The sequence below is a fragment of the Actinomyces sp. Z16 genome (assembly GCF_003111765.1).
GTDB lineage: Bacteria > Actinomycetota > Actinomycetes > Actinomycetales > Actinomycetaceae > Actinomyces > Actinomyces glycerinitolerans.
The window spans coordinates 944,113-967,932 of record NZ_CP027862.1 but is presented as its reverse complement, the minus strand read 5'-3'; the positions used below and the strand labels follow the sequence as shown (position 1 = coordinate 967,932).

Annotated in this window: 20 protein-coding genes and 3 pseudogenes; 9 read left to right on the top strand and 14 right to left on the bottom strand. The window is 69.5% G+C overall.

Annotated features, from left to right (window positions below; genetic code table 11):
• Nucleotides 1-30 precede the first annotated feature (30 nt).
• Together C3B71_RS16775 and C3B71_RS16770 are read right to left on the bottom strand one after the other, a co-directional pair.
• The gene (locus tag C3B71_RS16775) at nucleotides 31-1,860 is read right to left on the bottom strand and encodes an ABC transporter ATP-binding protein (protein WP_309300310.1); all 1,830 of its coding nucleotides are present in this window, start codon (nucleotides 1,858-1,860) and stop codon (nucleotides 31-33) included.
• Nucleotides 1,853-3,748 carry an ABC transporter ATP-binding protein gene (locus C3B71_RS16770; RefSeq protein ID WP_181574854.1) on the bottom strand — a complete coding sequence of 632 codons (1,896 nt, stop codon included), beginning with the start codon at nucleotides 3,746-3,748 and terminating at the stop codon, nucleotides 1,853-1,855. Before C3B71_RS16770 ends, C3B71_RS16775 begins: the two co-directional genes overlap by 8 nt.
• A 179-nt stretch (nucleotides 3,749-3,927) precedes the next feature.
• On the opposite strand from C3B71_RS16770, the gene C3B71_RS03955 reads away from it, so the two are divergent.
• Nucleotides 3,928-4,626: a TetR/AcrR family transcriptional regulator gene (locus C3B71_RS03955; RefSeq protein WP_073327478.1), complete on the top strand. Its 699-nt coding sequence runs from the start codon at nucleotides 3,928-3,930 to the stop codon at nucleotides 4,624-4,626.
• Nucleotides 4,627-4,633: 7 nt separating this feature from the next.
• Here C3B71_RS03955 and C3B71_RS03950 read toward each other — a convergent pair whose 3' ends face one another.
• Both C3B71_RS03950 and C3B71_RS03945 read right to left on the bottom strand, forming a co-directional pair.
• Nucleotides 4,634-4,999, bottom strand: coding sequence for a L,D-transpeptidase (locus tag C3B71_RS03950; RefSeq protein WP_108966281.1), 366 nt, complete (start codon nucleotides 4,997-4,999; stop codon nucleotides 4,634-4,636).
• Nucleotides 5,000-5,624: 625 nt separating this feature from the next.
• On the bottom strand, nucleotides 5,625-6,098 hold the full coding sequence (locus tag C3B71_RS03945; RefSeq protein WP_108966279.1) for a hypothetical protein: 474 nt from the start codon (nucleotides 6,096-6,098) through the stop codon (nucleotides 5,625-5,627).
• Between the two features lie 231 nt (nucleotides 6,099-6,329).
• Between C3B71_RS03945 and C3B71_RS03940 the strand changes: the two genes are divergently transcribed.
• Entirely contained in the window at nucleotides 6,330-7,379 is a 1,050-nt protein-coding gene (locus C3B71_RS03940; RefSeq protein WP_146752389.1) for a hypothetical protein, read from the top strand.
• A gap of 53 nt (nucleotides 7,380-7,432) precedes the next feature.
• On the opposite strand, the gene C3B71_RS03935 is transcribed toward C3B71_RS03940, so the two are convergent.
• The 7 genes and pseudogenes from C3B71_RS03935 to alr all read right to left on the bottom strand — a co-directional run bounded on the left by C3B71_RS03935 (nucleotide 7,433) and on the right by alr (nucleotide 14,584).
• Nucleotides 7,433-8,206, bottom strand: coding sequence for a succinate dehydrogenase/fumarate reductase iron-sulfur subunit (locus C3B71_RS03935; protein ID WP_073327481.1), 774 nt, complete (start codon nucleotides 8,204-8,206; stop codon nucleotides 7,433-7,435).
• Nucleotides 8,203-10,203 carry a fumarate reductase/succinate dehydrogenase flavoprotein subunit gene (locus C3B71_RS03930; protein WP_073327838.1) on the bottom strand — a complete coding sequence of 667 codons (2,001 nt, stop codon included), beginning with the start codon at nucleotides 10,201-10,203 and terminating at the stop codon, nucleotides 8,203-8,205. Before C3B71_RS03930 ends, C3B71_RS03935 begins: the two co-directional genes overlap by 4 nt.
• An 18-nt stretch (nucleotides 10,204-10,221) precedes the next feature.
• A complete protein-coding gene (locus C3B71_RS03925) occupies nucleotides 10,222-10,968 on the bottom strand; it encodes a succinate dehydrogenase cytochrome b subunit (RefSeq protein WP_170866444.1) in 747 nt (248 codons plus the stop codon).
• Between the two features lie 230 nt (nucleotides 10,969-11,198).
• The gene (rimI, locus tag C3B71_RS03920) at nucleotides 11,199-11,861 is read right to left on the bottom strand and encodes a ribosomal protein S18-alanine N-acetyltransferase (RefSeq protein ID WP_234416085.1); all 663 of its coding nucleotides are present in this window, start codon (nucleotides 11,859-11,861) and stop codon (nucleotides 11,199-11,201) included.
• Entirely contained in the window at nucleotides 11,858-12,625 is a 768-nt protein-coding gene (gene tsaB / locus C3B71_RS03915; RefSeq protein ID WP_108966273.1) for a tRNA (adenosine(37)-N6)-threonylcarbamoyltransferase complex dimerization subunit type 1 TsaB, read from the bottom strand. Before tsaB ends, rimI begins: the two co-directional genes overlap by 4 nt.
• A gap of 35 nt (nucleotides 12,626-12,660) precedes the next feature.
• The gene (gene tsaE, locus C3B71_RS03910) at nucleotides 12,661-13,239 is read right to left on the bottom strand and encodes a tRNA (adenosine(37)-N6)-threonylcarbamoyltransferase complex ATPase subunit type 1 TsaE (RefSeq protein WP_108966270.1); all 579 of its coding nucleotides are present in this window, start codon (nucleotides 13,237-13,239) and stop codon (nucleotides 12,661-12,663) included.
• Nucleotides 13,236-14,584, bottom strand: a pseudogene (gene alr, locus C3B71_RS03905) (alanine racemase). Before alr ends, tsaE begins: the two are co-directional and overlap by 4 nt.
• Nucleotides 14,585-14,710: 126 nt before the next feature.
• Between alr and C3B71_RS03900 the strand changes: the two are divergent.
• From C3B71_RS03900 to C3B71_RS03870, 7 genes and pseudogenes are all read left to right on the top strand, one after another.
• The gene (locus C3B71_RS03900; protein WP_108966268.1) at nucleotides 14,711-15,733 is read left to right on the top strand and encodes an ABC transporter ATP-binding protein; all 1,023 of its coding nucleotides are present in this window, start codon (nucleotides 14,711-14,713) and stop codon (nucleotides 15,731-15,733) included.
• Nucleotides 15,730-16,488, top strand: a complete 759-nt coding sequence (locus C3B71_RS03895) for an ABC transporter permease (RefSeq protein WP_108966266.1) — start codon at nucleotides 15,730-15,732, stop codon at nucleotides 16,486-16,488. Before C3B71_RS03900 ends, C3B71_RS03895 begins: the two co-directional genes overlap by 4 nt.
• Nucleotides 16,485-17,312, top strand: coding sequence for an ABC transporter permease (locus C3B71_RS03890; RefSeq protein WP_234416084.1), 828 nt, complete (start codon nucleotides 16,485-16,487; stop codon nucleotides 17,310-17,312). Before C3B71_RS03895 ends, C3B71_RS03890 begins: the two co-directional genes overlap by 4 nt.
• The gene (locus tag C3B71_RS03885; protein WP_108969518.1) at nucleotides 17,312-18,580 is read left to right on the top strand and encodes a sensor histidine kinase; all 1,269 of its coding nucleotides are present in this window, start codon (nucleotides 17,312-17,314) and stop codon (nucleotides 18,578-18,580) included. Before C3B71_RS03890 ends, C3B71_RS03885 begins: the two co-directional genes overlap by 1 nt.
• Nucleotides 18,577-19,290 (top strand): response regulator transcription factor, encoded by a 714-nt coding sequence (locus C3B71_RS03880; RefSeq protein WP_108966262.1) that lies wholly within the window; start codon nucleotides 18,577-18,579, stop codon nucleotides 19,288-19,290. Before C3B71_RS03885 ends, C3B71_RS03880 begins: the two co-directional genes overlap by 4 nt.
• A 347-nt stretch (nucleotides 19,291-19,637) precedes the next feature.
• A pseudogene (locus C3B71_RS16910) lies at nucleotides 19,638-21,210 on the top strand (IS1634 family transposase).
• Between the two features lie 15 nt (nucleotides 21,211-21,225).
• Nucleotides 21,226-21,375: pseudogene (locus C3B71_RS03870) on the top strand (LuxR C-terminal-related transcriptional regulator); the annotation flags it as partial.
• A 137-nt stretch (nucleotides 21,376-21,512) separates the two neighbouring features.
• On the opposite strand, the gene C3B71_RS03865 reads toward C3B71_RS03870, so the two are convergent.
• The 3 genes from C3B71_RS03865 to C3B71_RS03855 form a co-directional block, all read right to left on the bottom strand.
• The gene (locus C3B71_RS03865) at nucleotides 21,513-23,234 is read right to left on the bottom strand and encodes a bifunctional ADP-dependent NAD(P)H-hydrate dehydratase/NAD(P)H-hydrate epimerase (RefSeq protein WP_234416083.1); all 1,722 of its coding nucleotides are present in this window, start codon (nucleotides 23,232-23,234) and stop codon (nucleotides 21,513-21,515) included.
• A gap of 126 nt (nucleotides 23,235-23,360) precedes the next feature.
• Entirely contained in the window at nucleotides 23,361-23,609 is a 249-nt protein-coding gene (locus tag C3B71_RS03860; protein WP_146752388.1) for a hypothetical protein, read from the bottom strand.
• Between the two features lie 6 nt (nucleotides 23,610-23,615).
• The gene (locus tag C3B71_RS03855; protein WP_108966257.1) at nucleotides 23,616-23,810 is read right to left on the bottom strand and encodes a hypothetical protein; all 195 of its coding nucleotides are present in this window, start codon (nucleotides 23,808-23,810) and stop codon (nucleotides 23,616-23,618) included.
• Between the last annotated feature and the right edge of the window lie 10 nt (nucleotides 23,811-23,820).

Below are 23,820 nucleotides of genomic sequence, written 5' to 3'. Positions count from 1 at the left end.
GGGCCGGGGCACTCCGCTACGGCTCCACGCTCACACGAGCCGCCAACCGGCGGCGCGGCTGCGGTAGTTCCAGAAGTCCTGGTAGGGGCCGGGGGCGTCCACCAGATCGGCGTGGGTGCCGTGCTGAGCCACGCGCCCGTCGGCACCGAGGACGACGACCTGGTCGGCGGCGGCGATGGTTTCCAGCTTGTGGGCGATCACAATCAGTGTGGAGTTGCGGCGCAGCTCCTGCATGGCGGACACGATATGGGCCTCGTTCTCCGCATCCAGGGCGCTGGTGGCCTCGTCCAGCAGCACGATGGGTGCTTGTTTGAGCAGGGCACGGGCGATGGACACCCGCTGGCGCTCCCCGCCGGACAGGGCCTGTCCGCCCTCGCCGACGCGCGTGTCCCAGCCGTCGGGCAGCCGGTCCACGATCTCGGTGACGCCGGCCAGGTCGGCCGCCCAGCGCACCCGGGCCGCATCCGCGCCGAGGTTCCCGATGCGGATATTGGCCTCCAGGGTGTCGTCGAAGAGGTAGACGTCCTGGAAAACCATGGAGATCTGTCCCATGAGCTGAGAGACCGGCATGTCACGCACGTCGGTGCCGCCCACCCGCACGGTGCCGGCGTCCACGTCCCAGAAGCGGGCGACCAGGCGGGCGATGGTGGTCTTGCCGCTGCCGGAGGGGCCCACAATGGCGCACATGGAGTGTGCGGGCACGTGCATGTTCACTCCGCGCAGCACCGGTGTTCCGGCCCGGTAGGCGAAGTGGACGTCGTCGAGCTCGACGGCACCGGGTTCGGACTCCCCGGCGGCGGCGTCCGGCTCCGGCAGCGGGGGCACGTCCATGACGGCGTCAAGATGGTTCATCATCTGGCGGCGCTCCTCGATGCCGGCGGTGGTGGTGCCGATGGCGTCGAGCATGGTGGTGAAGCGCAGGCAGATGCCGATGGTGACGACCGCTTGCAACGGCTCCAAGGCCCCGGAGACGGCCAGGGCCGCTGACAGGGTGATCATGGCGACGATGATGATCTGGACCAGGACTCCGTTGACCAGGTTGCCGGCGGTCTCCCACCACAGGCCGCGGCGGGAGGTGCGGGCCACGACGTCGAAGGCGTCGGCCAGTTGGCGGTAGTCGGTGCCCGCGTGGCAGGAGCGCAACGCCCCCTGGCAGCGGGCGAATTCCACGATGCGGGCGGCGAGCTCGCGTTCGGCGGGCTCGGAAACGGCCTTGCCGCGGTCGATCAGACGGCGGGAGACCCGCAGGAACACCGCCAGCAACGGCGCCGAGCAGGTCAGCAGCAGCCCCAGCCGCCAGTCCCAGACCCAGGAGCCCAGCCAGATGACCACACATCCGGCCACCGTGGTGCTCAGCGAATTCAGGAAGTGTGCCGCCGACTCGGACAGTGACATCATCTCCCGGGAGACGGCCCGAGACATGACACCGGCGGAGTCGGCGGTGAACCAACTCAGCGGCACACGGGCCACCTGATCACCTATGGCGTAGTGGACGTCGTGTTGGAAGCCGAGTGCGCCCGTCATACCGATGCGCTGGCTGAAGTAGTCGCCGACGGCGGCCGCGACGGCGAGGACGGCGAGCACGATCAGCCAGCCACCGAAGCCGAGTCCCCAACTGTTTCGGCCGGTCGCCAGCGCCACTGAGGCCGGCAGGAGGAACAGCAGCGCCAGGCCCGAGAAGATGCCGCTGAGGACTCCGATTCCTATGCCGCCGAGCACCTGGCGCCAGGCGACGGGGCCCATGAGGCGGTGGTACCGGGCCATCAGGGAGCGGGAGACGTCCGGATGTTCTCCGGCCCGGGCGCCGACTGCGGTCGGGTTCACGGTGGTAGGCGTGGCCGAGTTCATGGTTTCAGTCATGGCTGTTCTCCTGGGGGTCGTCGACGTCGATGCCGCCCTGACGCAGCAGCGCCCGGTAGTGGGGTTCGGCCAGCAGCTCGTCATGGGTGCCGGTAGCCACGATGCGGCCGCGGTCCATGACCACGATGCGGTGGGCGCCGCGGACGGCTGCGGGCCGGTGGGCGATCACCAGCACCGTGCGCCCCTTGACCAGCTCCGCCAGGGCCTGCTGAATCTCCGCCTCGGACTCGGGGTCGGCCATGGCGGTGGCCTCGTCGAGCAGGATCACCGGGGTGTCGCACAGGACGGCCCGGGCGATGGCGATGCGTTGGGCCTGCCCGCCGGACAGGGCCGTATCCCGGCCGACGACGGTGTCATAGCCGCTGGGAAATGTCATGATGAAGTCGTCTATCTGGGCGACGCGGGCGGCGGCACGCACCTGCTCCAGGTCCGCGCCTGGGCGGCCGAGGGCGATGTTGTCGCGAATAGGGGCGTCGAGCAGCTGGGGATCCTGGAGGACGAAGGAGACCGTGTCGTACAGGGTCTGCTCATCCATGTCGCGCAGGTCCACCCCGCCGATGCGCACGGTGCCGGCGTCGGGGTCGGCGAAACGGGCGATCAGGGTCGCCAGCGTCGATTTGCCGGAGCCGGAGGGGCCCAGCAGGGCGGTGACCGTGCCGGCCTCCAGGGCCAGGGAGGCGTCGTCGACGGCGAGGGTCCGCCCGTAGGAGTAGGACACGTGCTCGATCTCCACGCGGGCGCCGTCCGGGCGGCGCGGGTGGACGGCGGCGGGCAGGGTGGGGGCGTCGAGAATGTCGCACAGGCGCAGCGCGGCCGCCCCGGCCTGCTGGTAGGACCAGGAGACGCTGGCGATGGTGACCATGGCTCCGGGCAGCACGAGGGCGATCAGTGTGGTGGTGAGCATCTGCGGCAGCGTGACCAGGCCGGAGCGCGGCAGCAGGCTCCCGCCGCCCAGGTTGACCAGTAGCAGCACCGGGATGGACACCCAGGTGATGGACAAGCAGCTGATATTCATCATCGACATGGCCCAGGCGCGGTAGAACGTGGAGAACTCGTCGCCGGCGCGCAGGTAGGCGGCGTGGGCGCGGCCGACCTGCCCGAAGGCCTTGACCACCCCGATGCCGGCGACGAACTCCACCATGGCGGAGGAGATGTTCTCCAGGCGGCGGTCCATCTCCACGGTCTTCTCGTTCATGCCGCGCATGGACAGGGAGTATGTGGCGAAGAACAGCGGGATGGTGCCGATGCTCAACAGTCCCAGCCGCCAGTCGATCCAGAAGGCGCAGGCCAACAGCGCTACCGGGGAGACCACCGCGTTGAGGCGCTCCACCGGCCCGTGTGCAATGACGGTGTGCACGGTGGTGGTGTCGTCCTGCACCGCCTTGCGCAGCCGTCCGGAGGTGGAGGCGGTGAACCAGCTCAGGGGCGTGCGGGTCAGTCGGGCCACGATGTCGCGGCGCAGCCGGTCACGCAGAGCGAGGTCGGCGAAGTGGGTGATGAGCAGGGCCAGGGAGTACAGCAGCAGGCGGGTGGAGTAGGCGCCGATCAGCACCATCACCGTGGCGCGCACGCGCTCCGGGTCGGGGGCAGAGCCCGCCTCGTGCGCCGCCAGCAGGATGTCGCCCAACTGTACGAGCGCCACATACGGGGCGATGGAGAGCAGCCCGGAAATGGCTACGAGCACCTGCCCGAGGCGCAGCCGGGAACGCACCGGCGCACCGAGGCGTTTAACGGCCGCCTGCCCGGCGACGGCGCGGGCCCGGTCGTCGCCGGGGTCGGCGTTGCGACCGCCCCGTCCGGTGCCCTGGTCACGGGGATCGGTATCGGTCGGCGGCCTAGAGACGGGCGGAGAGGACGCCTCCGACGACCGGGCCGGTGATGCGCTCATCGTCGTGGTATGTGCAGCGGACATGTCTCACGCTCCAATCAAGAATGGTTTTCTCTATTTACTGAGTGCGACCTTAGTTGGCGCCGGAGCGGTGGGCAAGGGCCGTACGCAAAACGGTTCGCGGCGCTCACCACGCCTCCCCTCACCGCCGAATCGACGGACCGTGTAAGGTCGGACACATGACTCGTCTTGGCAATCCCACCGGGCCGAAGCCCGGATTCGCCCGCCGGGACGTGGTGGAGGCGGCACTTGAGATCGGCATCGACCGGTTCACGCTCTCCGACGTGGCCCAGCGGCTGGGGGTGGCGACCTCGGCGCTGTACCGCACGATCAGCTCACGCGAGGATCTGTTGCGGGCCTGCCTGGATCGGGTGGCCGCCGACACCGACTTCTCCGATCTGGGCGGTCCCTGGCGGCAGGTGGCGCGCGACTACGCCGAGCGCCTGTGGGTCTTGTTTGAGGCGCGGCCGGGATTGGCGGGCGTGCTTGTGTCGACCTCCTGGGCCTACCAGTTCTTCGCCCGCCCCATTACGCAGGCGCGGCAGGCCTTCACGCAGGGCGGCCTGTCCCCCGACGACGCCGTCCTGGCGCTGGACTTCATCGCCGACACGGTGATCAGCGTGCACCTCCAGACGGAGGTCGCCCGCGCCCCCGTGGGCGGGGCGCCGACGACCTCGCCGGAGGGGACGAGCGCCGACGGCCGAGGCGGCGCCCCGGACGGGCCGAGCGGTCTGGAGGAGGCCCGCAGGCGCTACGAGGCGGACGGGCGGGCGGAGCAGTTGCCCGCCGCACTGGCCCCCTCCAGCGCCTGGATCGACCGCGGCTGGCTGGACCGCAAGCTCGAGGTCATCATCCGCGGTATCGCGGCCGCCGAGTAGCCGTGACTCAGTAGTGGCTGACGACGGTGGTGCCGATGTCCGCCCAGTTGTAGAACCAATGAGCCTCATCCTCCGGCAGGTTGATGCAGCCGTGGGAGCCCGCGTCGGAGCCGACCCCGAAGTGCTCGGCCCAGGGGGCGGAGTGGATGGCGTAGTTGCCGTGCCAGTAGGTCACCCAGTGCACGTCCTTTTGGCAGTAGGACCAGCCGGGGCTGCAGCCCAGGTCCTGCTCGGCGTAGGTCAGTACACCTCGTAGGTGCCCGTGATGGTCTCGTTGCCGGGGCCGCCATGGTTCATGAGGACCGGGCCGTGGACCTGCTGGTAGCCCTCGTAGGCGGTAATCGTGGAGTCGGTGAGGTTGATGTCGATCCACTTCTCGCCGTCGTCGGCGCTGTAGGCGAAGCGATCGGTGCCGGCGGAGACCACCCGCTGCTCGGTGTCGGCGGACACCGCCTGGGTGGTCAGTTCGCCACTGTAGGACTCGCCGGAGTCGAGAGCGGCGATGATGCCGTCGGTAACCGCGGTGCGGTTGGTGACCTCCAGACCGTCCTGGGCGGGGCGGGCGGGTTCGAGCAGGTTGCCCTCGGCGTCGACATTGTCGATGCCCGTGATGGGGTCCAGTTCAATTGCCGCGGCCGCATCGTCGACCCAGACGGCGACGCTCTCCTCCAGCAGCGTCGGCACGAGTTCGCCGTTGACGGCGGTGGTGCCCACCCAGGATGCGCGGGTGGCGGCGTCGGCCGTCATGGTCTTTCCCTCGGCGGTGAGCGTCACGGCGGGGGCGATGAGCGTGTTGGCGGCCGCGGCGGACTGTTCGGCGGCGGCATCCGATACGGCGGGGGCGACGTCCACTAGCGTCAGTTCGACGCTCTGGGAGGTAAGGGTCTCGGTAGCGGACGCGACGACGGCGGTCAGTGCATCGACGTCCACGCCCTGGCCGTTGGCCCCGGGGACGACCTCGAAGGCGTCCCCGGAGGCGGCGGGCCGGATGGAGGCGTTCACGGCGGCGCTGCCCGCCTGAGCGTCAATGCGAGCGGCGAGGGCGGCCACGGCGTCGGGGTCCACGGTGGCGGCAGGCTCACCCCCGGGGTGGCCGGGGACGCCGGGTCCTCACCGGACACGACGGCGAGGGCCATGGCGTCGGCGTCGACGCGCCCGCCGGCCTGCGCCAAAGGCGTGGTGATGGTCTGTCCGGCGACCGTAATGGTGACCGTGGTCTCGGCGGCCTGATTCGCGACGACGGCGGCAACCTCGGCCCGGGTCATGCCGGCCATGTTCTGCCCACCGACGGTGGCACCGGCGGGCGCGAGGCCCACGGCATAAGCGGCGCGGCCGGAAATGCCGGCCAGTGGCGCCGCCAGGACCAGCGCGAGCAGCACGGCGATCACCCGCCCGCGAACGTCGAGTCCGCCGGCGGCGTGTCTGGGTGTATGCGCGGCCAGTGCGCGCCGCAGTTCGAGAAGTCTGTTCACCGTCCCTCCGGTTAAGGCAGTGTAACGACATCTTGTGAGAAGGTGGCAACCATACAGCGGTCGACTGTGATTGCTAACCGGTGGCCGCCGTCACATGCGCCGAGGTCGGTCGATATGATTGAGGACTCCGGTGTGAGCCCACCGCTCTGCCCGGCCAAGTGACGTCTGCGCGAGCCGCGATGGGGAACGCTGCCCCTGGTGCGCATCGGCGAAGTCATCCACCATCCCTGTATGAGTACTCCTGTCGCCAACGCCGCCGACACTCGAAATGCCGCAGCCCCGCCGGCCAAGCGGCGAAAACGCGTCAGAGCGGCGATCGCGTTCGCCCTGGCACTCATGATCCTGGTCCCGTTCGTGAGCTGCGTCGATCAGGGGCAGATACCAATGAGCCGGTGGCTCAAGCAGCAGGACGCCGTCGCGCGCGCCAGGGTTTACTGCCGCCCTTATATGGAGACGGGGTGCGGCCTCGAAGCCGAAGTCACTCTGGTTCCGGATACGAACGCCACAGACGCCGCCGCCGTGATCGACGGCGCGCTCGAGAAGGCGATGGAGGACCGCCACGTCACTGCGGACTACTTCAGCATCGAGCTGGAGTGGCAGTATCGCTCCGCCTCCCTGAACCACTACGGCGTCAGCGTGTACCCGCGCACAACGAGCGACGACAAGCTCACCGAGCCGGTGCGTGCCCGGCGCGTCGAGCTGATCGGCACCGCAATCGGCCTCGCCGAGGGCGGAGCCGAGTCCGTGACCATCGGATCGAACTCACTCGACGTCAAGCGCGGCGAGGTGGACGCGGTCCCCACCGATCTGCTCGCCACAACATCTTTCAGCGACAACGCCGCCACAGTCGGCCTGAAGGACCGGTTCACGCTGGACGGGTGGGAGGTCCAGATCGAGTCGACCGCGGATAACCAGCCACTGCTCGATGCTATTGACAGGGTCACCGCGATACCTCCGGCGTCCGGCACTGAGCCGAGGCTGACGCTCGACGCCACCAATACCTATCCGGGCAACGAGCTTCAACCCACTATTGACGTACGCGGTCTGCCCCTAGGCGATGAGGACACTCCTGCGCTTGACCACGCCGCCCCGATCCTCGCAGCCATTGACGGAACACAGGGGTTCACCGACGTCACGCTGTGCACCGCGGCCGGGGCCGCCAACGGCGTCTCCGGCTACTCCTGCGTGTTCTACGACATGCACGACGGCAAAGTTGACCGAGACTCCGGCTACCCACGTATACAGGCCCGGGACATATACGACGCCGCGCAGCGGCTCTGAGCAGAGCCACTGCGCGGCGCGAAAGCGGAGCCTCGGGCCGGGATCCGAAACCCTCAGGCGGTGGTCTTCTGGCCCTTCCACAGGGCGTGGCCGAGGTCGCGGTTCAGCCGGGTGATGACCTCCAGCGGCACCGACTTGGGGCACACGGCCGCGCACTCGCCGATGTTGGTGCAGCCGCCGAAGCCTTCGGCGTCGTGCTGGTTGAGCATGTTGACCACGCGGGCGAGCCGCTCCGGCTGGCCCTGCGGGAGCAGGCCCAGGTGGGAGATCTTCGCGCCGGTGAACAGCATGGCGGAGGCGTTCGGGCAGGCGGCCACGCAGGCGCCGCAGCCGATGCAGGCGGCGGCCTCGAAGGCGGCGTCGGCCTTGTCCTTCTGCACGGGCACGGAGTGTGCCTCCGGGGCGGCGCCGGTGTTGACGGAGATGTACCCGCCGGCCTGGACGATGCGGTCCAGGGCGGAGCGGTCCACGATCAGGTCCTTGAGCACCGGGAAGCCGGTGGAGCGCCACGGTTCGATGGTGATGGTGGAGCCGTCCTTGAAGGAGGGGTCCTCTGCCAGGTGCCGCATGTGCAGCTGGCAGGTGGTGGAGCGGATCGGGCCGTGGGCCTGCCCGTTGATGACCACGCCGCACTGCCCGCAGATGCCCTCGCGGCAATCCGAGTCGAAGGCGACGGGCTCCTTGCCCTCGGCGAAGAGCTGCTCGTTGAGCAGGTCGAGGACCTCGAGGAAGCTCATGTGCTCCTCGATGCCGGTCATCGAGTACTCCTCGAAGTGCCCCTCCGAGTCCTGGTTCTTCTGGCGCCAGATCTTCAGCTTGATGTTCACTTGTAACTCCGCTGCTTGAGCTCGATGTCCTTGTAGATGAGGTCCTCCTTGTGGAGGATCGGGGGCTGGTTCTCGCCGCCCCACTCCCAGGCCGCCACGTAGAGGAACTCGTCGTCGTGACGCAGCGCCTCACCCTCGGGGGTCTGGGACTCGGCGCGGAAGTGGCCGCCGCAGGACTCGCGGCGGTGGAGGGCGTCGATGCACATCAGCTCGGCCAGTTCGAAGAAGTCGAGCAGGCGGCCCGCCTTCTCCAGCGCCTGGTTGAGCTCCATGGCCTCGCCGGTGATGCGGGCGTCCCGCCAGAACTCCTCCTTGAGGGCGCGGATCTGGCCAATGGCCTCCCGCAGTCCCTCCTCGCGGCGCTCCATGCCGCAGTACTCCCACATGATGCGGCCAAGGGCCATGTGGAAGTCGTCCACGGAGCGGGTGCCGCGCAGCGCCATGAGCCGCTCGACGCGTTCCTCAACGTTTCTGCGGGCCTCGGCGATCTCCGGGGCGTCCGGGTCGACCTTACCGATCCGCAGCATGTCCGCCAGGTAGTCGTTGAGCGTGTCCGGCAGCACGAAGTAGCCGTCGGCCAGGCCCTGCATCAGGGCGGAGGCACCCAGGCGGTTGGCGCCGTGGTCGGAGAAGTTGGCCTCGCCGGCCACGTACAGGCCCGGGATGTTGGACTCCAGGTCGTAGTCGACCCACAGTCCACCCATGGTGTAGTGCACGGCCGGGTAGATGCGCATGGGGACCTCGTAGGGGTCGTCGCCCGTGATGCGCTGGTACATCTCGAACAGGTTCCCGTAGCGGGCCGAGACGGCGTCACGGCCGAGCCGTCCGATGGCCTCGGAGAAGTCCAGGTAGACGCCGCGGCGCATCATGCGCTCATTGCCCTGCGCGTCGCGCTCCTTGATGGCGGGGCCGACGCCGCGGCCCTCGTCGCACATGTTCTTCGCCTGCCGGGAGGCGATGTCACGCGGGACCAGGTTGCCGAAGGCGGGGTAGATCCGCTCCAGGTAGTAGTCGCGGTCCTCCTCGGGAATCTCGCGCGGGTCCTTCTCGCAGTCCTCGGCCTTCTTGGGCACCCAGATGCGGCCGTCGTTGCGCAGCGACTCACTCATCAGGGTCAGCTTGGACTGGAAGTCGCCGGACTGCGGGATGCAGGTCGGGTGGATCTGCGTGTAGCAGGGGTTGGCGAAGTAGGCGCCCTTGCGGTGCGCCCGCCAGATGGCGGTGGCGTTGCAACCCATGGCGTTGGTGGACAGGAAGAACACGTTGCCGTAGCCGCCGGTGCACAGCACGACGGCGTCGGCCAGGTGGGTCTCGATCTCGCCGGTGACCATGTCGCGGGTGACGATGCCGCGGGCACGACCGTCGATCACGATCAGCTCGAGCATCTCGTGGCGGCGGTACTCCTTAACGGTGCCGGCGTGGACCTGCCGCTCCAGCGCCTGGTAGGCGCCGATCAGCAGCTGCTGTCCGGTCTGGCCGCGGGCGTAGAAGGTGCGGGAGACCTGCACGCCGCCGAAGGAGCGGTTGTCCAGCAAGCCGCCGTACTCGCGGGCGAAGGGAACGCCCTGGGCGACGCACTGGTCGATGATGTTGGCGCTGACCTCGGCCAGCCGGTAGACGTTGTCCTCCCGGGCGCGGTAGTCGCCGCCCTTGACGGTGTCGTAGAACAGCCGGTATACGGAGTCGCCGTCGTTGCGGTAGTTCTTCGCGGCGTTGATACCGCCCTGCGCGGCGATGGAGTGGGCCCGCCGGGCGGAGTCCTGATAGAAGAAGCACTTGACGTTGTAGCCCTGCTCCCCCAGCGACGCCGCGGCGGCACCGCCGGCCAGGCCGGAGCCGACCACGATGATGTCGAGCTTGCGCCGGTTGGCGGGGTTGACCAGCTGGGCGTTGAACTTGCGCTGCTCCCAGCGCTGGGCGATCGGGACGTCGTGCGGCGCCTTGGTGTCGGCGATCTTCTCGCCCTCGCGGTACAGGCCGTCGATGAGTTCAGTCATCATTCACTCACTTCTCGATCAGTAGGCAGCGCAGTGGGCGAACTGCTCGGAGGCCGAACCGATCGCGTCGCAGAACTGGGGGTAGTAGTCGGCCGCGGCCATCGGGGCGTCGACCCAGCCGAAGAGGATCGCCGTCGGCACCGACATGAACACGAGGAACAGGCCGAAGGCGACAATGAAGGCGATCAGGCGGATGAGGGGGATGGTGTTGCCGCGGGTGGCGCCGAGGGTCTGCAGCGCCGACCAGACGCCGTGCCACACGTGCAGGCACAGGGCCGTCAGAGCCACCAGGTAGATCAGGTACACCCACCACAGCTGGAAGCCGTAGTACATGTTGGCGTAGGCGCGCCCGTGGACGTACTCGCCACCGGGGGTCAGCGTCAGGGTGGTGAACTGCAGGATGTGCCAGATGATGAACAGCAGCAGGATGACGCCGCCCCAGCGCATGGTGCGCATGGCGTAGCGGGAGGCGAAGTAGTCGGCACCCGGCTTCTTGACCTCGTACTTGTCAGTCCCACGGGCCTTGCGGTTGCGGAACCACAGGTGGAAGGCACTGATCACGTGGGCCAGCAGCAGCGCCACCAGGACAACCCGCAGGATCCACAGCATGCCGCCGTAGGGAAGCAGTGGCTCAAGCAGGGTGCGCAGCCAGACCGCGTAGTGGTCATAGGCGATCTCACCCTGGAAGTAGTGGGTGTTGCCGTAGGCGTGAAGCAGCAGATAGACGATGAAGATGATGCCCGACCAGGCCATCAGACGCTTCATGAAGACCGTCGTCGTGTAGGCGGCCTTCTTCTTGGGGGGAGCAGACGTTTTCACCACGGGTGCAGTTTACGAACGCGCCCTGGCCGATGGTCCCAAACCGCCGTCCGCGTCCCCGCGGGCACTCGCTCACCCCCGTTGCGCCGCGGAAAACCGGGGATAGCCAGCGGGAACACGGTTCGAGTCGACTCGTCATATCGCGCCCGCCGACGCCAATAAGCGCCACCATTTCGTCACACCATTGTCAGACAAATATCAGGGCCCGCGGGAATCTCCCGCACTCCGCACAGGCCCCTTGCAGCTTCAGCGCCCGTCGCGGCATCCTGCAGGCCGCGACGCATGACGATGGCGTCCTCCACCGGCGCCAGGTAGTAGCGCCGCCGTCGCCCGATCGGGGCGAAGCCGTGGTTCGAGTACAGCCGCTGGGCACCCGCGTTGGAGGCACGCACCTCCAACAGCACGGCGCGGCAGCCCGCTTCCGCCGCCACCCGCACCAGCGCCTCCAGCAGGGCCTTGCCCACGCCGCGGCGCCGCGCGGCGGGAACGGTGGCGATGGTGAGCAGGTCGGCGTCGCCGCGGCCGTCCCCGTACCACAGGCCGGCGTAACCGACGATCGGTTCGGCATCGGCGTCGACCACCCCCGGGCCCGGTGCACCGGCCGCCGCCTGCGGGTCGGCCGCGCCTACAGTGCCAGCATCATCCAGGTGGGCGACCAGGTAGGTGCGGTCGGCGCCCGGGCCGGTGGTGCGATCCAGCTCCGCGGCGAGCGTCGCCGGGCTCCAGGCCTCCGCGCCGAACAGCTCCGGCTCCAGGCGGGAGACCACCTCCAGGTCACGCGGCGTCATAGGACGCAGCCGCACCCCGACCGCCGCGGCCTCCTTACCGGGCGAGTTCACCGGGCGCGTCCCGCGAGGTGCACGTCGGCGCGACGCAGGTACAGGGGCGCCGTACCCAATCCGGCCTGCTGCAGGCTCTCCTCCCCCGCACCGTCAAGGGCACGTAGGCGGGCCAGGGCGATGCGCACCTGGGCTGCCGCGTCCCCGGAGACGGGGGCCAGCGCCTCGCGGCCGGCGGCCAACTCGGGGTACAAGGCGACGCCGGAGCCGGCCACGACGTCGGCGGGCGGCTGTCCACCGCTCTCCTCGCGCTGACGCAGGCCGGCGGGCGCCAGCACCTCATACTCACCCAGGCGCTCGACGTCGTCGGCGCCACGGGCCCGGAAGAGGGCGGTGTAGACCTCCTTGCGGCGCGCATCGGTGGCGACCAGGACCGTGGCCGATCGCGCGGAGGCCCGGTCCCGTCGGGCCAGCTCATCGAGGGCGGCGCGGGCCACGGCGTCGAGGCTGGGCACGCCGTAGACGGGGATGCTGCGGGCACGGCCGACGGCACGGGCGGTCACCAGGCCGGCGCGCAGCCCGGTGAAGGGGGCCGGGCCAGTGGCGGCGACGACGACGTCCAGTGGGGCCGCGGCCACCGCCGGATCCGCGAGCGCGGCAGCGAGCATGGGGCCGAGCGATTCGGCATGGCGGCGGGGACTGTCCTGACCGGAGGCGGTCAGGATGCTCAGGGCGGTGGGATCCGCACCGGGGTCCGAGTGGTCGGGGACGTCGGCGACCAACAGCTGGGTTCCCAGGGAGGAGTCGATGGAGAGGATGCGCACGCGCACAGCCTAGATGAGCGCCGGGCGTCGAGTTGTCAGCCGGCCAGCACGCCCAGGTCGACGCCGGCCCAGCGGGGGCCGACGGCGGTGACGGTGATGGTGCGCCGCCCGTCGTCGACCTGGGCCAGGTCGGTAACCGTTCCGGCCTCGCCGCCGTCTGCGGGTGCTGCGGCGGCCAGGCCGCCGTGGGGGCGGGCAACGGTGATCTCCAGCCGGTCGGCCGAGAGGGCTTCCGCCTTGCCCTCGCCCCATTCCATGAGGGTGACCGAGTCGGCGACGGCGGAGTCCAGGTCGAGAGCGTCCAGCTCCTCCAGGGAGGAGATTCGGTAGGCGTCCACGTGGATGAGGTCGGGGCCGGCGTCGGTGGCGGGGTGGACGCGGGCGATGACGAAGGTCGGCGAGGAGACGCGTCCGCGCACGCCCATGGCGGAGCCGATGCCCTGGGCGAGGGTAGTCTTGCCGGCGCCAAGGCCGCCGGTGAGCACGACCACGTCGCCGGCTTGCAGCAGGGCGGCCAGGCGGGCGCCTAGGGCACGGGTGGCGTCGGCGGAGTCGGTGTGCACCTGGGCCGCCGGCGCGGGGGTGTCCGGGGTGGCGGGGCGGGCGGCGCTCATGCGCGGGTCTCCTGTCCGTGCGCGGCGGGGATGGCGGCGGCGTCGCGGCCCACGAAGACGCGGGGCACCCGTGCGCCCAGGCGGGTGACGATTTCGTAGTTGATGGTGGAGCACAGCTCCGCCCAGTCGTCGGCGGTGGGGGTGACGGCGTCGGTGGGTGCACCCCACAGCACGGCGACGTCGCCGGCGGCGGCGGGCGCGTCCAGCGCGGCACCCTCGGGGTGGTGGCCGGGCCGAGATCGATGACCACCTGGTCCATGCACACCCGGCCGACGATGGCGGCGCGCAGGCCGTTGACCGCGGCGGGACCGCCGTTGGAGGCGGCGCGGGGGATGCCGTCGCCGTAGCCGAGTGGAACCAGGCCCAGCCAGCGGTCGGTGGGGGCGCGCCAGGTGCCGCCGTAGGAGACGGCCTGGCCGGCGGGGATGCGCTTGACCTGGGTCAGGGGCGCCTCCAGGCGCATGGCCGGCAACAGGTCCAGGGCGGCGGAGGTGGCGACGGCAGGGTCCGGGGACAGGCCGTACAGGCCGATGCCGATGCGCACCAGATCCAGGCGGGCGTCGGGGTGCCACAGCAGGCCGGCGGTGGCCGCCAGGTGCCGCACGCGCGGGCTCAGTCCCGCCTCGGCCACCACCCGTTCGGCCGCCAGGAAGCGGGAGAGGTGCTTCTCGGTGGAGCCGGAGGCGGGTTCGTCGGCGCGGGACAGGTGGCTCCACAGTCCGACCATGGCGATGATGCCGTCTTGCTCGGCGGCCTTGACCGCGTCGGCCAGCGCGGGCAGGTCGGCGGGGGTGGCACCGCCGCGGGACATGCCGGTGTCGACCTTGAGGTGGATACGGGCCGGGCCTGGCGCGGGTTGGCCGTCGACGACGTCGTCCAGTTCGGCGTGGGCGGCCGCCACAATCGCGTCGAGCTGGGCGCGGGTGGATACCGACAGGTCGATGCCGGCCGCGAGCGCGGCGCGCAGCGGGGAACCGGTGGCGGCGGCCTGCTCGGGGGTGAGGACGGGCAGGAGCCAGCACAGCAGCCGGGGACGTTCGGAGGTGGGAACGGAGTCGGGATTGTGGGAGGGGCGGGCGACGCCGGCGGCGTCGAGCAGGGCACGCAGGTGCAGGGCCTCGGCGAGCTGGGCGACACCGAGCCAGGTGGCGCCGGCACGCAGGCAGGTGGTTGCCACCGGGGCGATGCCGTGGCCGTAGGCGTCGGCCTTGACCACCGCCATCCAGGGCACGCCGCCGACCGCAGCGAGCACGTGGGCGTTGTGGGCGATGGCGTCGAGGTCTATGACGGCGCGGGAGGTCGTCGCTGGAAGCGGAGTGCCGGTGGACGCGTTCACGGTGGCGATTGTTCCACTCCGCGGCGCTCAGCGCCTGGATGCGGCGGTGGGAAGCCGGCGGGGATCGGTCCCCCGTGGGGGTCAATCACGCCTTCGGCGATGCCGGCGCAGACGGCGGCGGGGTCCCATAGTGGCATGAGCACAGCACTGAACGAGGCGGCGCCGGCAACAGTGTCGGCGCACCCCATCGCGGACAATCCCGACCTGGTTGTAACCACCACCGGCCTGACCAAGACCTACGGCGGCACGCCCGCAGTGGACCACGTGGACCTGCGCGTACCGCGCGGCGGCGTCTACGGATTCCTGGGCCCGAACGGGGCCGGGAAGTCCACCACCATGAAGCTGCTGCTGGGGCTGACCCGCCCCAGCTCCGGCAGCATGCAGGTGCTCGGGCACCCGGTAGGCGCACGCTCCCCGCTGCCGGCCGGAGGCATCGGCTCCCTGATCGAGGGCCCCTCCTTCTATCCGCGGCTGACCGGACCGGAGAACCTCGCCATGGTGGCCGACTACCTCGGCCTGCCCCGTGACCGCGTGCAGCACGCACTGTCCACGGTCTCGCTCACCGGCCAGGACAAGAAGCTGGTCAAGGACTACTCCCTGGGCATGAAGCAGCGGCTGGGACTGGCCATGGCGCTGCTGGCCGAGCCGCCGCTAATGCTCTTGGACGAGCCCACCAACGGGCTGGACCCGGCCGGCGTAGCCGAGATCCGCCAGCTGATCGTGGACCTGGCCCGGCAGGCGGGCACGACCATTATCGTCTCCTCCCACGTCCTGTCCGAGATCGAGCAGATGGCCGACGTGGTCGGCATCATCTGCGCCGGCAGGCTGCGCTATCAGGGCCCCCTGTCCGGCCTGCAGGACGCCGGGGTCATTGACTTCACGGTCTCCGATCCTGCCGGCACCGCGGCCCTGTTCAGCGAGCAGCACATCCGGCATGAGCTGCGCGGGCGGACGGTGCGCACGCCGATGCTGCCCGAGGAGGTGGTCGGCGCCCTGGTCAGTCGCATCGTGTACGACGGCGGCACCGTCTTCCGGGTGCAGACGGTCCGCAAGACGCTGGAGCAGGCCTTCCTGGAACTGACCGACCCGCTCGGCTCGCCGGCCCGTACCGCTCCCGTCGCCCCGGCCGCCGTCAACGGACGAGGAGGACGCCGATGACCGCGATCATCATGGAGGCGCGCAAGCTCAAGCGCCGTCATTTCTGGCTGATGGCAGCCGCACTGGGAGGCCTGGTGGTGATGTGGTCCGCCGGCCTGCTTGTGACACGCGCAAACGGCGTGGAGCAGATGAGACTACTGAGCCTCGGCCTGGCCGACTCGCTCAACATGACCGCCATGCTGCTGCCCTTCATTGCGGCACTGCTGGCCTCTCGTCTGGCCACGGTCGACACCGAGGGGCGCATGGGCCAGTGGCTCACCGCGCTCGGGCAGGACGAGCGCTCGCGATTCTTCGGGAAGCTGCTTCTGGGCTCGTTTGCCGTCGCCATCGGCCAGCTGGCAATGCTGGGGCTCGCCGCTCTGGCCGGCCCGGGCATGGGGCTGCGGACGGACTCCGCAGACCGAGAACTGATCTGGTCCATCGCCGTCGTCATGATCGCGGCCTCCGTCGCGGCGGTGGCGGCGCAACTGGTGCTGGCGATCTGCGTGCCCAAGCAGGCGGTGGGTCTCGGGATCGGAGCGGTGGCGTCGCTGCTGTGCTCCGCGCTGCCTTTCATGCATCTGGGTGCAGTGGACTGGCTGTTTCCCTGGGGCATCGCCGGCGCCGCAGCGCCCCTGTCACAGGCGTCGCAGCAGGCGGGAACGGTGATTCTGGTCGACCACCCCTGGCTCAACGCGCTCTGGGCCGTACTGGCCGCCGGCATCTGGACCGCACTGGCCGGATTCATCATCAACTACCGGGAGAATCACCGATGAGTACAGCGACTGCCTCATTCCAACAACCCGTGGCACACCCACCGGCGCATTCCTCAAAACGGTTCGGCTCCGGCGCCGCAAGACCCTCACGGTGGGCGGCCTGGAAGTGGGAGAACCACAAGGCCGCCGCCTGGTGGTATTGGCCGGTGTTGGCACTGCTATGCGGCGTCGGCATGGTCAATGGAGCAACCAATTATCTGGAGTATCGCGCCGACTTCGAGGCACAGGGCACGACCTGGCTGGCGGTCTGGGGCCAGGCGACGCTGCTGACGACCATGCTGGCCTTTCCCCTACTGGTCGGCTCCTTCATCGCCCAGGTCGGCGTCGGCGAGCACGCCGGACGCAACTGGCAGCGCATGCGCGCCAACCACCTGCAGGGAGTGATGTTGAGGGGCAAGCTCATGCACATGGCACAGGTCGCCGTGCTGACCGCGCTGGTGCTGCTCGGCGAGTTCGCCGTCACCGGGCTGCTGCTCGGATTCGACCTGGCGGGCGTCGGCCCCTTCCTGCTGCGGGGGATCCCCATCGCGCTGGCCGTTTTCGCCACCGAGGTATTCGTCGCCTGGCTCGGCGTGGTCATGACGTCGTTCGCGTCCGTCATGACCGTGGTGCTCGCTGGGACCGTTGTTGGCAGTTTCCTGATCCTGGTGGCCCCGCAGCTGGCACCGTTCTTCCCACTGTCCGTCATGACGGCGGCATGCAGCCCAAGAGACCTGTACAGTGTCACCTCCGTGGGCTCAATCCTCTCCACGACCGCGGTTGTCGCCGCCTGGTCAGGCGTATGGACCGTATCGCTGCGGCGCGCCGTCGCCAGGGTCGTCTGATGGCCGCCGCATCACCGGGGACGGCGAGAGTGCCGCGCACCCTTATCGATCGGCTTGCCGCCTGGTGGCGTACCAGTGCGCTGGGTTTGTGGGCCGTCGTCGTCGGGATGGGGCTGTTCGAGCTGGTGCTGCTGGCTCATCTGCTGGCCGAGGGACCGGTGCCCGGGGTGCGAGCCTGGACGGCAGTCAGCCTGCTCGTCGTCCTTGCCCTGCTCGGGCGGCGGCGTTGGCCGCTGGCGGTGTTGATCCTGACGACCCTGGCCTCCGCCGCCGCGGAGCTGTGGGGACCGGGTGCGTTTCTCAATCTGCCTCCGCTGGTCGCCCTGTACTCGTTGTTCGTGAGTGCCGGGGCGCTTCAGCGCCTGATCGGTGTACCGGTGCTGCTTGCCGGCTGGATATTGCCTCCGGTACTCAGGGGGCTGTCATATCCGCTGACCGCTCGGCTCACGCCGTACATCTTCTTCTCCGTGGCCGTGATCGCGGCTGCGGCTATCTCACGGGCCCGGCGCGAGGCCCTGGAGCACGGCGACGCTCAGCTCGCCGCCCAGGCCGCCGAGCATCGGTTGACGGCGCAGCGCGATGCCGCCCGCCGTCAGGCGCGGGTGGCTGGTGAGCTGCACGACTCGGTGGGGCACGATCTGACCGCCATCATCGCCCTGTCGGAGGGGTTGGCGGGGATGACCGGCAGGGATGAAGTCGACGAGGCGATAGAGCTCATCAACAGCCTCGCCCGCGACGGACTCGCCGACACGCGCCGCGCCGTCGACGCCCTCCAGCCCACGCATGTGAAAATCGGCCCTCTTGACCCGGCACCCCTCAACGGCGGCTCTCACCGCGACGCGTCCGGCACCGGAGCGCCCGAGCACGGCTGGGAGGGACTGTCCGGCTTGTTGGACACGGTTCGCCGGACTGGCATTGCCGTCGCCCTGACCGAGACCGGTCACCGCACGGAGGACGCTGGAACAGGAGCGCTGGTCTACATGGTGGTGCGTGAGGCCCTGACCAACGTCATGCGGCATGCGGATGGGGCCACGCGCATCGTTGTCTCCCTGGACCACGCCGCCCTACTCACCCGGGTCACCGTGTCCGACAATGGCAACAACGACTCCGATGTCGCGCCGAAACCGGAGACTCCGCATTCCACGCCCGGCCATGGACTCGCGCACTTAGCCGACGTTATCGGTGAAATCGGCGGCGCTTTGAATGCTGGCCCTGCCTCAAATGGTTGGCAATTACAGGCGCGCATTCCGCATCAGGAGCCCGTATGACCCCGTCCACCGCCCCACGTCTCAACAAGACCGGCAGGGTCATCACCGTCATGGTGGTCGACGATCAGCGCGCCGCCCGCATGGGCCTATCACTGATCATCAACCGCGCGGATGACCTGCGAGTTGTCGCCCAGGCCACCGACGGGCAAGACGCACTCGATCAGCTCACGCACCTGGAAACGGATCGTTGCTCTCTCCCGGACGTGGTGTTGATGGACATTCGCATGCCCGTCTTGAACGGTGTGGAGGCCATTGCACGCATCAGCCAGCTCCATCCCTCGGTCAAGACGCTCGCCTTGACCACCTACGACCAGGACGACTATGCCTTCGGCGCCCTGTCCGCTGGGGCCTCCGGTTTCCTCCTCAAGGACACGCGTACGGCGCAGCTGCATCAGGCGATCCGGGCGGTCGCCTCGGGGGACGCCATACTCACCCCGCGTATCACGCGGGAGCTGCTCAGGCGCCATGCCTTCCGCCCCGTCGCTTCGCCGCAGCAGCGCGCTGCTCGGGAGCGCCTCGAGCGGCTGAGTCCACGCGAACGTGAGGTCGCCGAACTCGTGGCCCAAGGGCTGACCAACTCGGAGATCGCTCAGCGCCTGGTCATCGCCACCGACTCGGTGAAGAAGAACGTCACCCGCATCCTGGCCAAGCTGGACCTGCGCGACCGGGTGCAGCTCGTCATCCTCATGCGTGACATTGAGTTCCGGTGAGAAGCCGTACGGCAAAAGTGTCCATCGGTGACCACTTTCAGGAGCAAGTCCCTTGGTGAGCCGCAGACAAACGGCTCCAGAACGGGGAAATCTCGGATTGCCTCGGAGGCCGAGCAGCCGCAACAACGGCAAACTGGTCACGGATGGACATTTTTCCCGCGGCAGGCGTGCCCAGGTGCGGTACCGGCGCGCGGCGAGTTCAAGGCTCGGTGCGGGCCGATGCTCCAGAGGTGATTCCAGGCCTGACTCCTGACAGGTCGCTGGGGTGATTGGGGTTTTTCGTTGGTGTGGTGTGGTTGGGTTGGTGGTTGTGGGGCACTAATCCGGTGGCGGTAGAGTGATGGTGTGTGAGCCCGTATGTTCGTAAGGTGCGTACCGCGTCGGGGGCTACGGCTGTGCAGATCGTGGCTAAGGAGCACGGTGTGCGCCGGGTTGTGGAGCACCTGGGCTCGGCCCACGATGAGGCGGAGCTGGCGGCCCTGATTCAGGCTGGGCGGGAGAAGATCCGGGGAGGCCAGGGGGTGCTGGACCTGGCCGGCCTGACACCTCAGGCTGCCCGCCAGGCCGCCCCGGCGGTAGTCGTCGGGCAGCGCTCTGCCCTGCTGTGGGACGTGCTGTGTGGTGCGTATGAGGCCCTGGGGCTGGATGAAGCGGTGGGTGGGGATGAGGGGTTTATGCAGATGGTGCTGGCCCGTCTGGTCGAGCCCACCAGTAAGGAGCAGGTCCCCGCCGTGCTGGGAGAACTCGGAATTGATGCCCTAACCCCACGCTCCTTGTTCCGGTCCCTGGCCCGCTGCATTACTGGCGACTACCGCTCCCGTATTCAGGCCGCCTGCCTGCGGCACGTGAGTGCCGGCGGGGACCTGTCCCTGTGCCTATACGACGTGACCACCTTGTACTTCGAGGTCGAGAAGGAGGACTCCCTGCGGCGGGTGGGGTACTCCAAGGAGAGGCGGGTCGACCCGCAGGTCATCGTGGGGCTGCTGGTGGATAGGGCCGGCTTCCCCCTACAGATCGGCTGCTGGGAGGGCAACAAGGCCGAGACCAGCACGTTGATCCCCATGGTCGAGGAGTTCCGGAAGGCTTCCAACATTGAGCACCTGGTGGTGGTGGCCGATGCCGGCATGCTCTCCGCGGCCAACCTCGAAGCGCTCGACCAGGCCGGCTTGGGGTTCATCGTCGGGTCCCGTATGACCAAGGCGCCGGCGGACCTGGCCGCCCATTTCCGCTGGCACGGGGACGCCCTGGCCGACGGGCAGGTGATCGATACGATCACCCCACGTCGAGGCACGCGCTCGACCGAGAGGGACGACAAGACGCGTGATGAGCCCGTCTGGAGCCCAGTGGAGTTCCCGGGCTCGTGGCGGGCGATCTGGGCCTATAGCGCGCGCCGGTTCGCTCGGGACAACAAGACCCTGACCGCGCAGGAGAACCGGGCGCGGGCGGTGGTCGCCGGCCACAGGCGCCCCAAGGGCACCCGCTTCGTCACCACCCGCAAGGGCGACCAGGTGCTCGACGAGAAGGCTCTGGCTCGCGCTAAGCGGCTCGCGGGACTGAAAGGCTACGTGAGCAACATCCCCGCCACCGTGATGCCCGCCAGTGAAGTGATCGCCTCCTACCACGAGCTGTGGCACGTGGAGCAGTCACTTGCGCATGTCCAAGCACGACCTGCGGGCCAGGCCCGTCTTCCACCACACCCACGACGCCATCCAGGCCCATCTCACCGTGGTGATGGCATCCCTGGCCGTCGCCCGCCACCTACAAGCCGCCACCGGCATCAGCATCAAACAACTCGTCCGCGAACTGAAGCCACTTCAGGAAGTCACAATCACCATCAACGGACACCAAATAACCGCCCAACCCCAGACCACCCAGACCGCACAGCAAATCCTCAACAACCTGAACGCCGCAGGGCACTAAACTGTCAGGACTCAGGCCCAAGGGCTGACCAACTCGGAGATCGCTCAGCGCCTGGTCATCGCCACCGACTCGGTGAAGAAGAACGTCACCCGCATCCTGGCCAAGCTGGACCTGCGCGACCGGGTGCAGCTCGTCATCCTCATGCGTGACATTGAGTTCCGGTGAGAAGCCGTACGGCAAAAGTGTCCATCGGTGACCACTTTCAGGAGCAAGTCCCTTGGTGAGCCGCAGACAAACGGCTCCAGAACGGGGAAATCTCGGATTGCCTCGGAGGCCGAGCAGCCGCAACAACGGCAAACTGGTCACGGATGGACATTTTTCCCGCGGCAGGCGTGCCCAGGTGCGGTACCGGCGCGCGGCGAGTTCAAGGCTCGGTGCGGGCCGATGCTCCAGAGGTGATTCCAGGCGGCCGGAATCGCCTCGGTCAGGTCCAGTGCGGCAAGCGGATGTCCCGAGCACGCAAACAGCCGGCCGGCTCCAGCCGTGACTGCGGGGCTGGCGTCAACCAGGCCCGCCGCCCGGGCTGCCGCGACCGCATGCAGCCGCACCCCCAGGGCCGCGCAGCGGGCCGGGCCTTCGGCCTGCACATCTTCGCCGCCGACGGCTTTGCCGTTCTCGGCATCGGCCCGGCGGGCCGCCAGTAGGGCGCCGATGATTCCGGCCAGTACGTCCCCACTGCCGGCGGTGGCCAGCCAGCCCGGGCCGGAGTCGACCGACAGCAGTGTCCCGCCCGGGGAGGCGATCAGTGTCGGCGTGGTCTTCAGCAGCACGGTGGCGCCGGTCAGCTCCGCCAGGCGCCGCGCCGCGGCGGCCGGGGCCGCCTCGACCGACTCCCGCGAGGTCTGCTCCCCCAGCGCGCCGAGCAGGGCGGCGGCCTCCCCGGCGTGTGGGGTGAGCACCTGCCGCGGCATGCAGCGACCACCGGTGGCAATGCGGGCGGCGAGCAGGGGCAGCGCGCCGGCATCAATCACCGCATCGACCGGCTCGCCGGCCTCACCCAGCACCCGTCCCAACGCTGCGTCGAGTTCGGCGGCGCGTGGGGCGTCGGCGGGGTCGGTGCCGGGGCCGAGCACCAGCGCCTGACAGCGCCCGTCGGCGGGCACGACCTCGGGGCGGCGGGCGAGCACCAGGTCGACCACCCGCGCCGGCGCCGCCAACCGCACCATGCCGGCGCCCGTGCGCACCGCCGCCGACGCGGCCAGCACCGCGGCCCCCGGATAGGTCTGGCTGCCGGCCCACAGCCCGACCACGCCCCGGGTGTACTTGTGGTCGCGGTCCCCGGGCACGCGCAGCAGGCGACCCAGTTCTGCATCCGCGGGCCGGCGCGCCAACACCGCCGCATCCGGCACCGGCAGTCCCAGGTCGACCACGTCCACGCGCCCGCACCGGGGCGCCGCCGGCGGCGCCAGGTGGGCTGCCTTGAAGCAGGTGAAGGTGACGGTACGGTCGGCGGCCAGCGCGGGGCCGGGCAGGGTGCCGTCGTCCACGCCGACGCCGGAGGGAAGGTCGACGGCCAGCACCCGGAAGGGCCGCTCCCCCGGATCCCCGGCGGCGCACAGCGGAGCGATGAGCTCGGCCGCGGCCGGGCGCAGTGGCCCGGTGGCGCCGATGCCGGTGAGCCCGTCAACCACCAGGTCGGCTCCGGCCGCTCCCCCGGCGGCTGCACGGGCCGCGGCCATTGGATCAGCGGCGAGACGCACGCCGGCGGCGCAGGCGTCCGCCAGAGCCGTGGCGTGCAGCCGGGATATCTCGGCAGCGGGGGCGGCGGTGACGGCGCAGCCGCGGCGCGCCAGCAGGGCGCCGGCCAGCAGGGCGTCGCCGCCGTTGTGACCGCCACCCACAAGCAGCAGCACGCGCGCTCCGGGCACGGCACCGCGCATACCGCGGAGCTCCTCCACCGCCGCCCGAGCCAGGGCGTGGGCGGCGGCATGCATGTAGCGGTCGGTGCCCGCGGTCAGCGGTGCCTCCGCGTCGGCGACGGCACGGGCCGGGTAGGCGTTTTCAGTTGGGAGAAGCTGACTCACGGCTTAATTCTTGTACATTTGCCAGTCCCTGGTCCGCATATGCCGCCACGCCACGTAGGCGAGCCATGTCGGATCCGCCCGGAACAGTGATTGGAGCACGCCCACCGTCTGGAAGACACCGTGTCACTAAGGCCGCTCGAGAACGGCCCCGTTGTCGGAATGGGCTTCGGTCTCCGCTGAGACGACACCTGTCAACGCCCAGGCGAGCAGCGCCAGGCTGGCAACGAACAACGAGGCCCCGGCGACGGCTATGTGCCCCACATCCTCGAGCCAGCCGATGAACGGCGGAATGAGCAGGGCCGCACCGGCTTGGACCGCCAGCAGTGGCCGCACTCGTTGCAACAGCATCTCGGGCCTGCGGGTTTCGCCATGCATTGCTCTCTACGCGTATCCCGCGACGCGCAGGCATGCGACCAACCAGGGCAGAGGTATTGCGGTGACCAGCACGGATGCGAGAAGCGGGAATCTGAGCGAGGGCTCGGTGGCGTAGACCTCACCGACCAGCAGGTACAGATACACCATGGCGCCGGCGACAAGCAGGGCATGCAGGAGCGCGGCGACGAAGACAAGCCGCATCCGCCGTGGC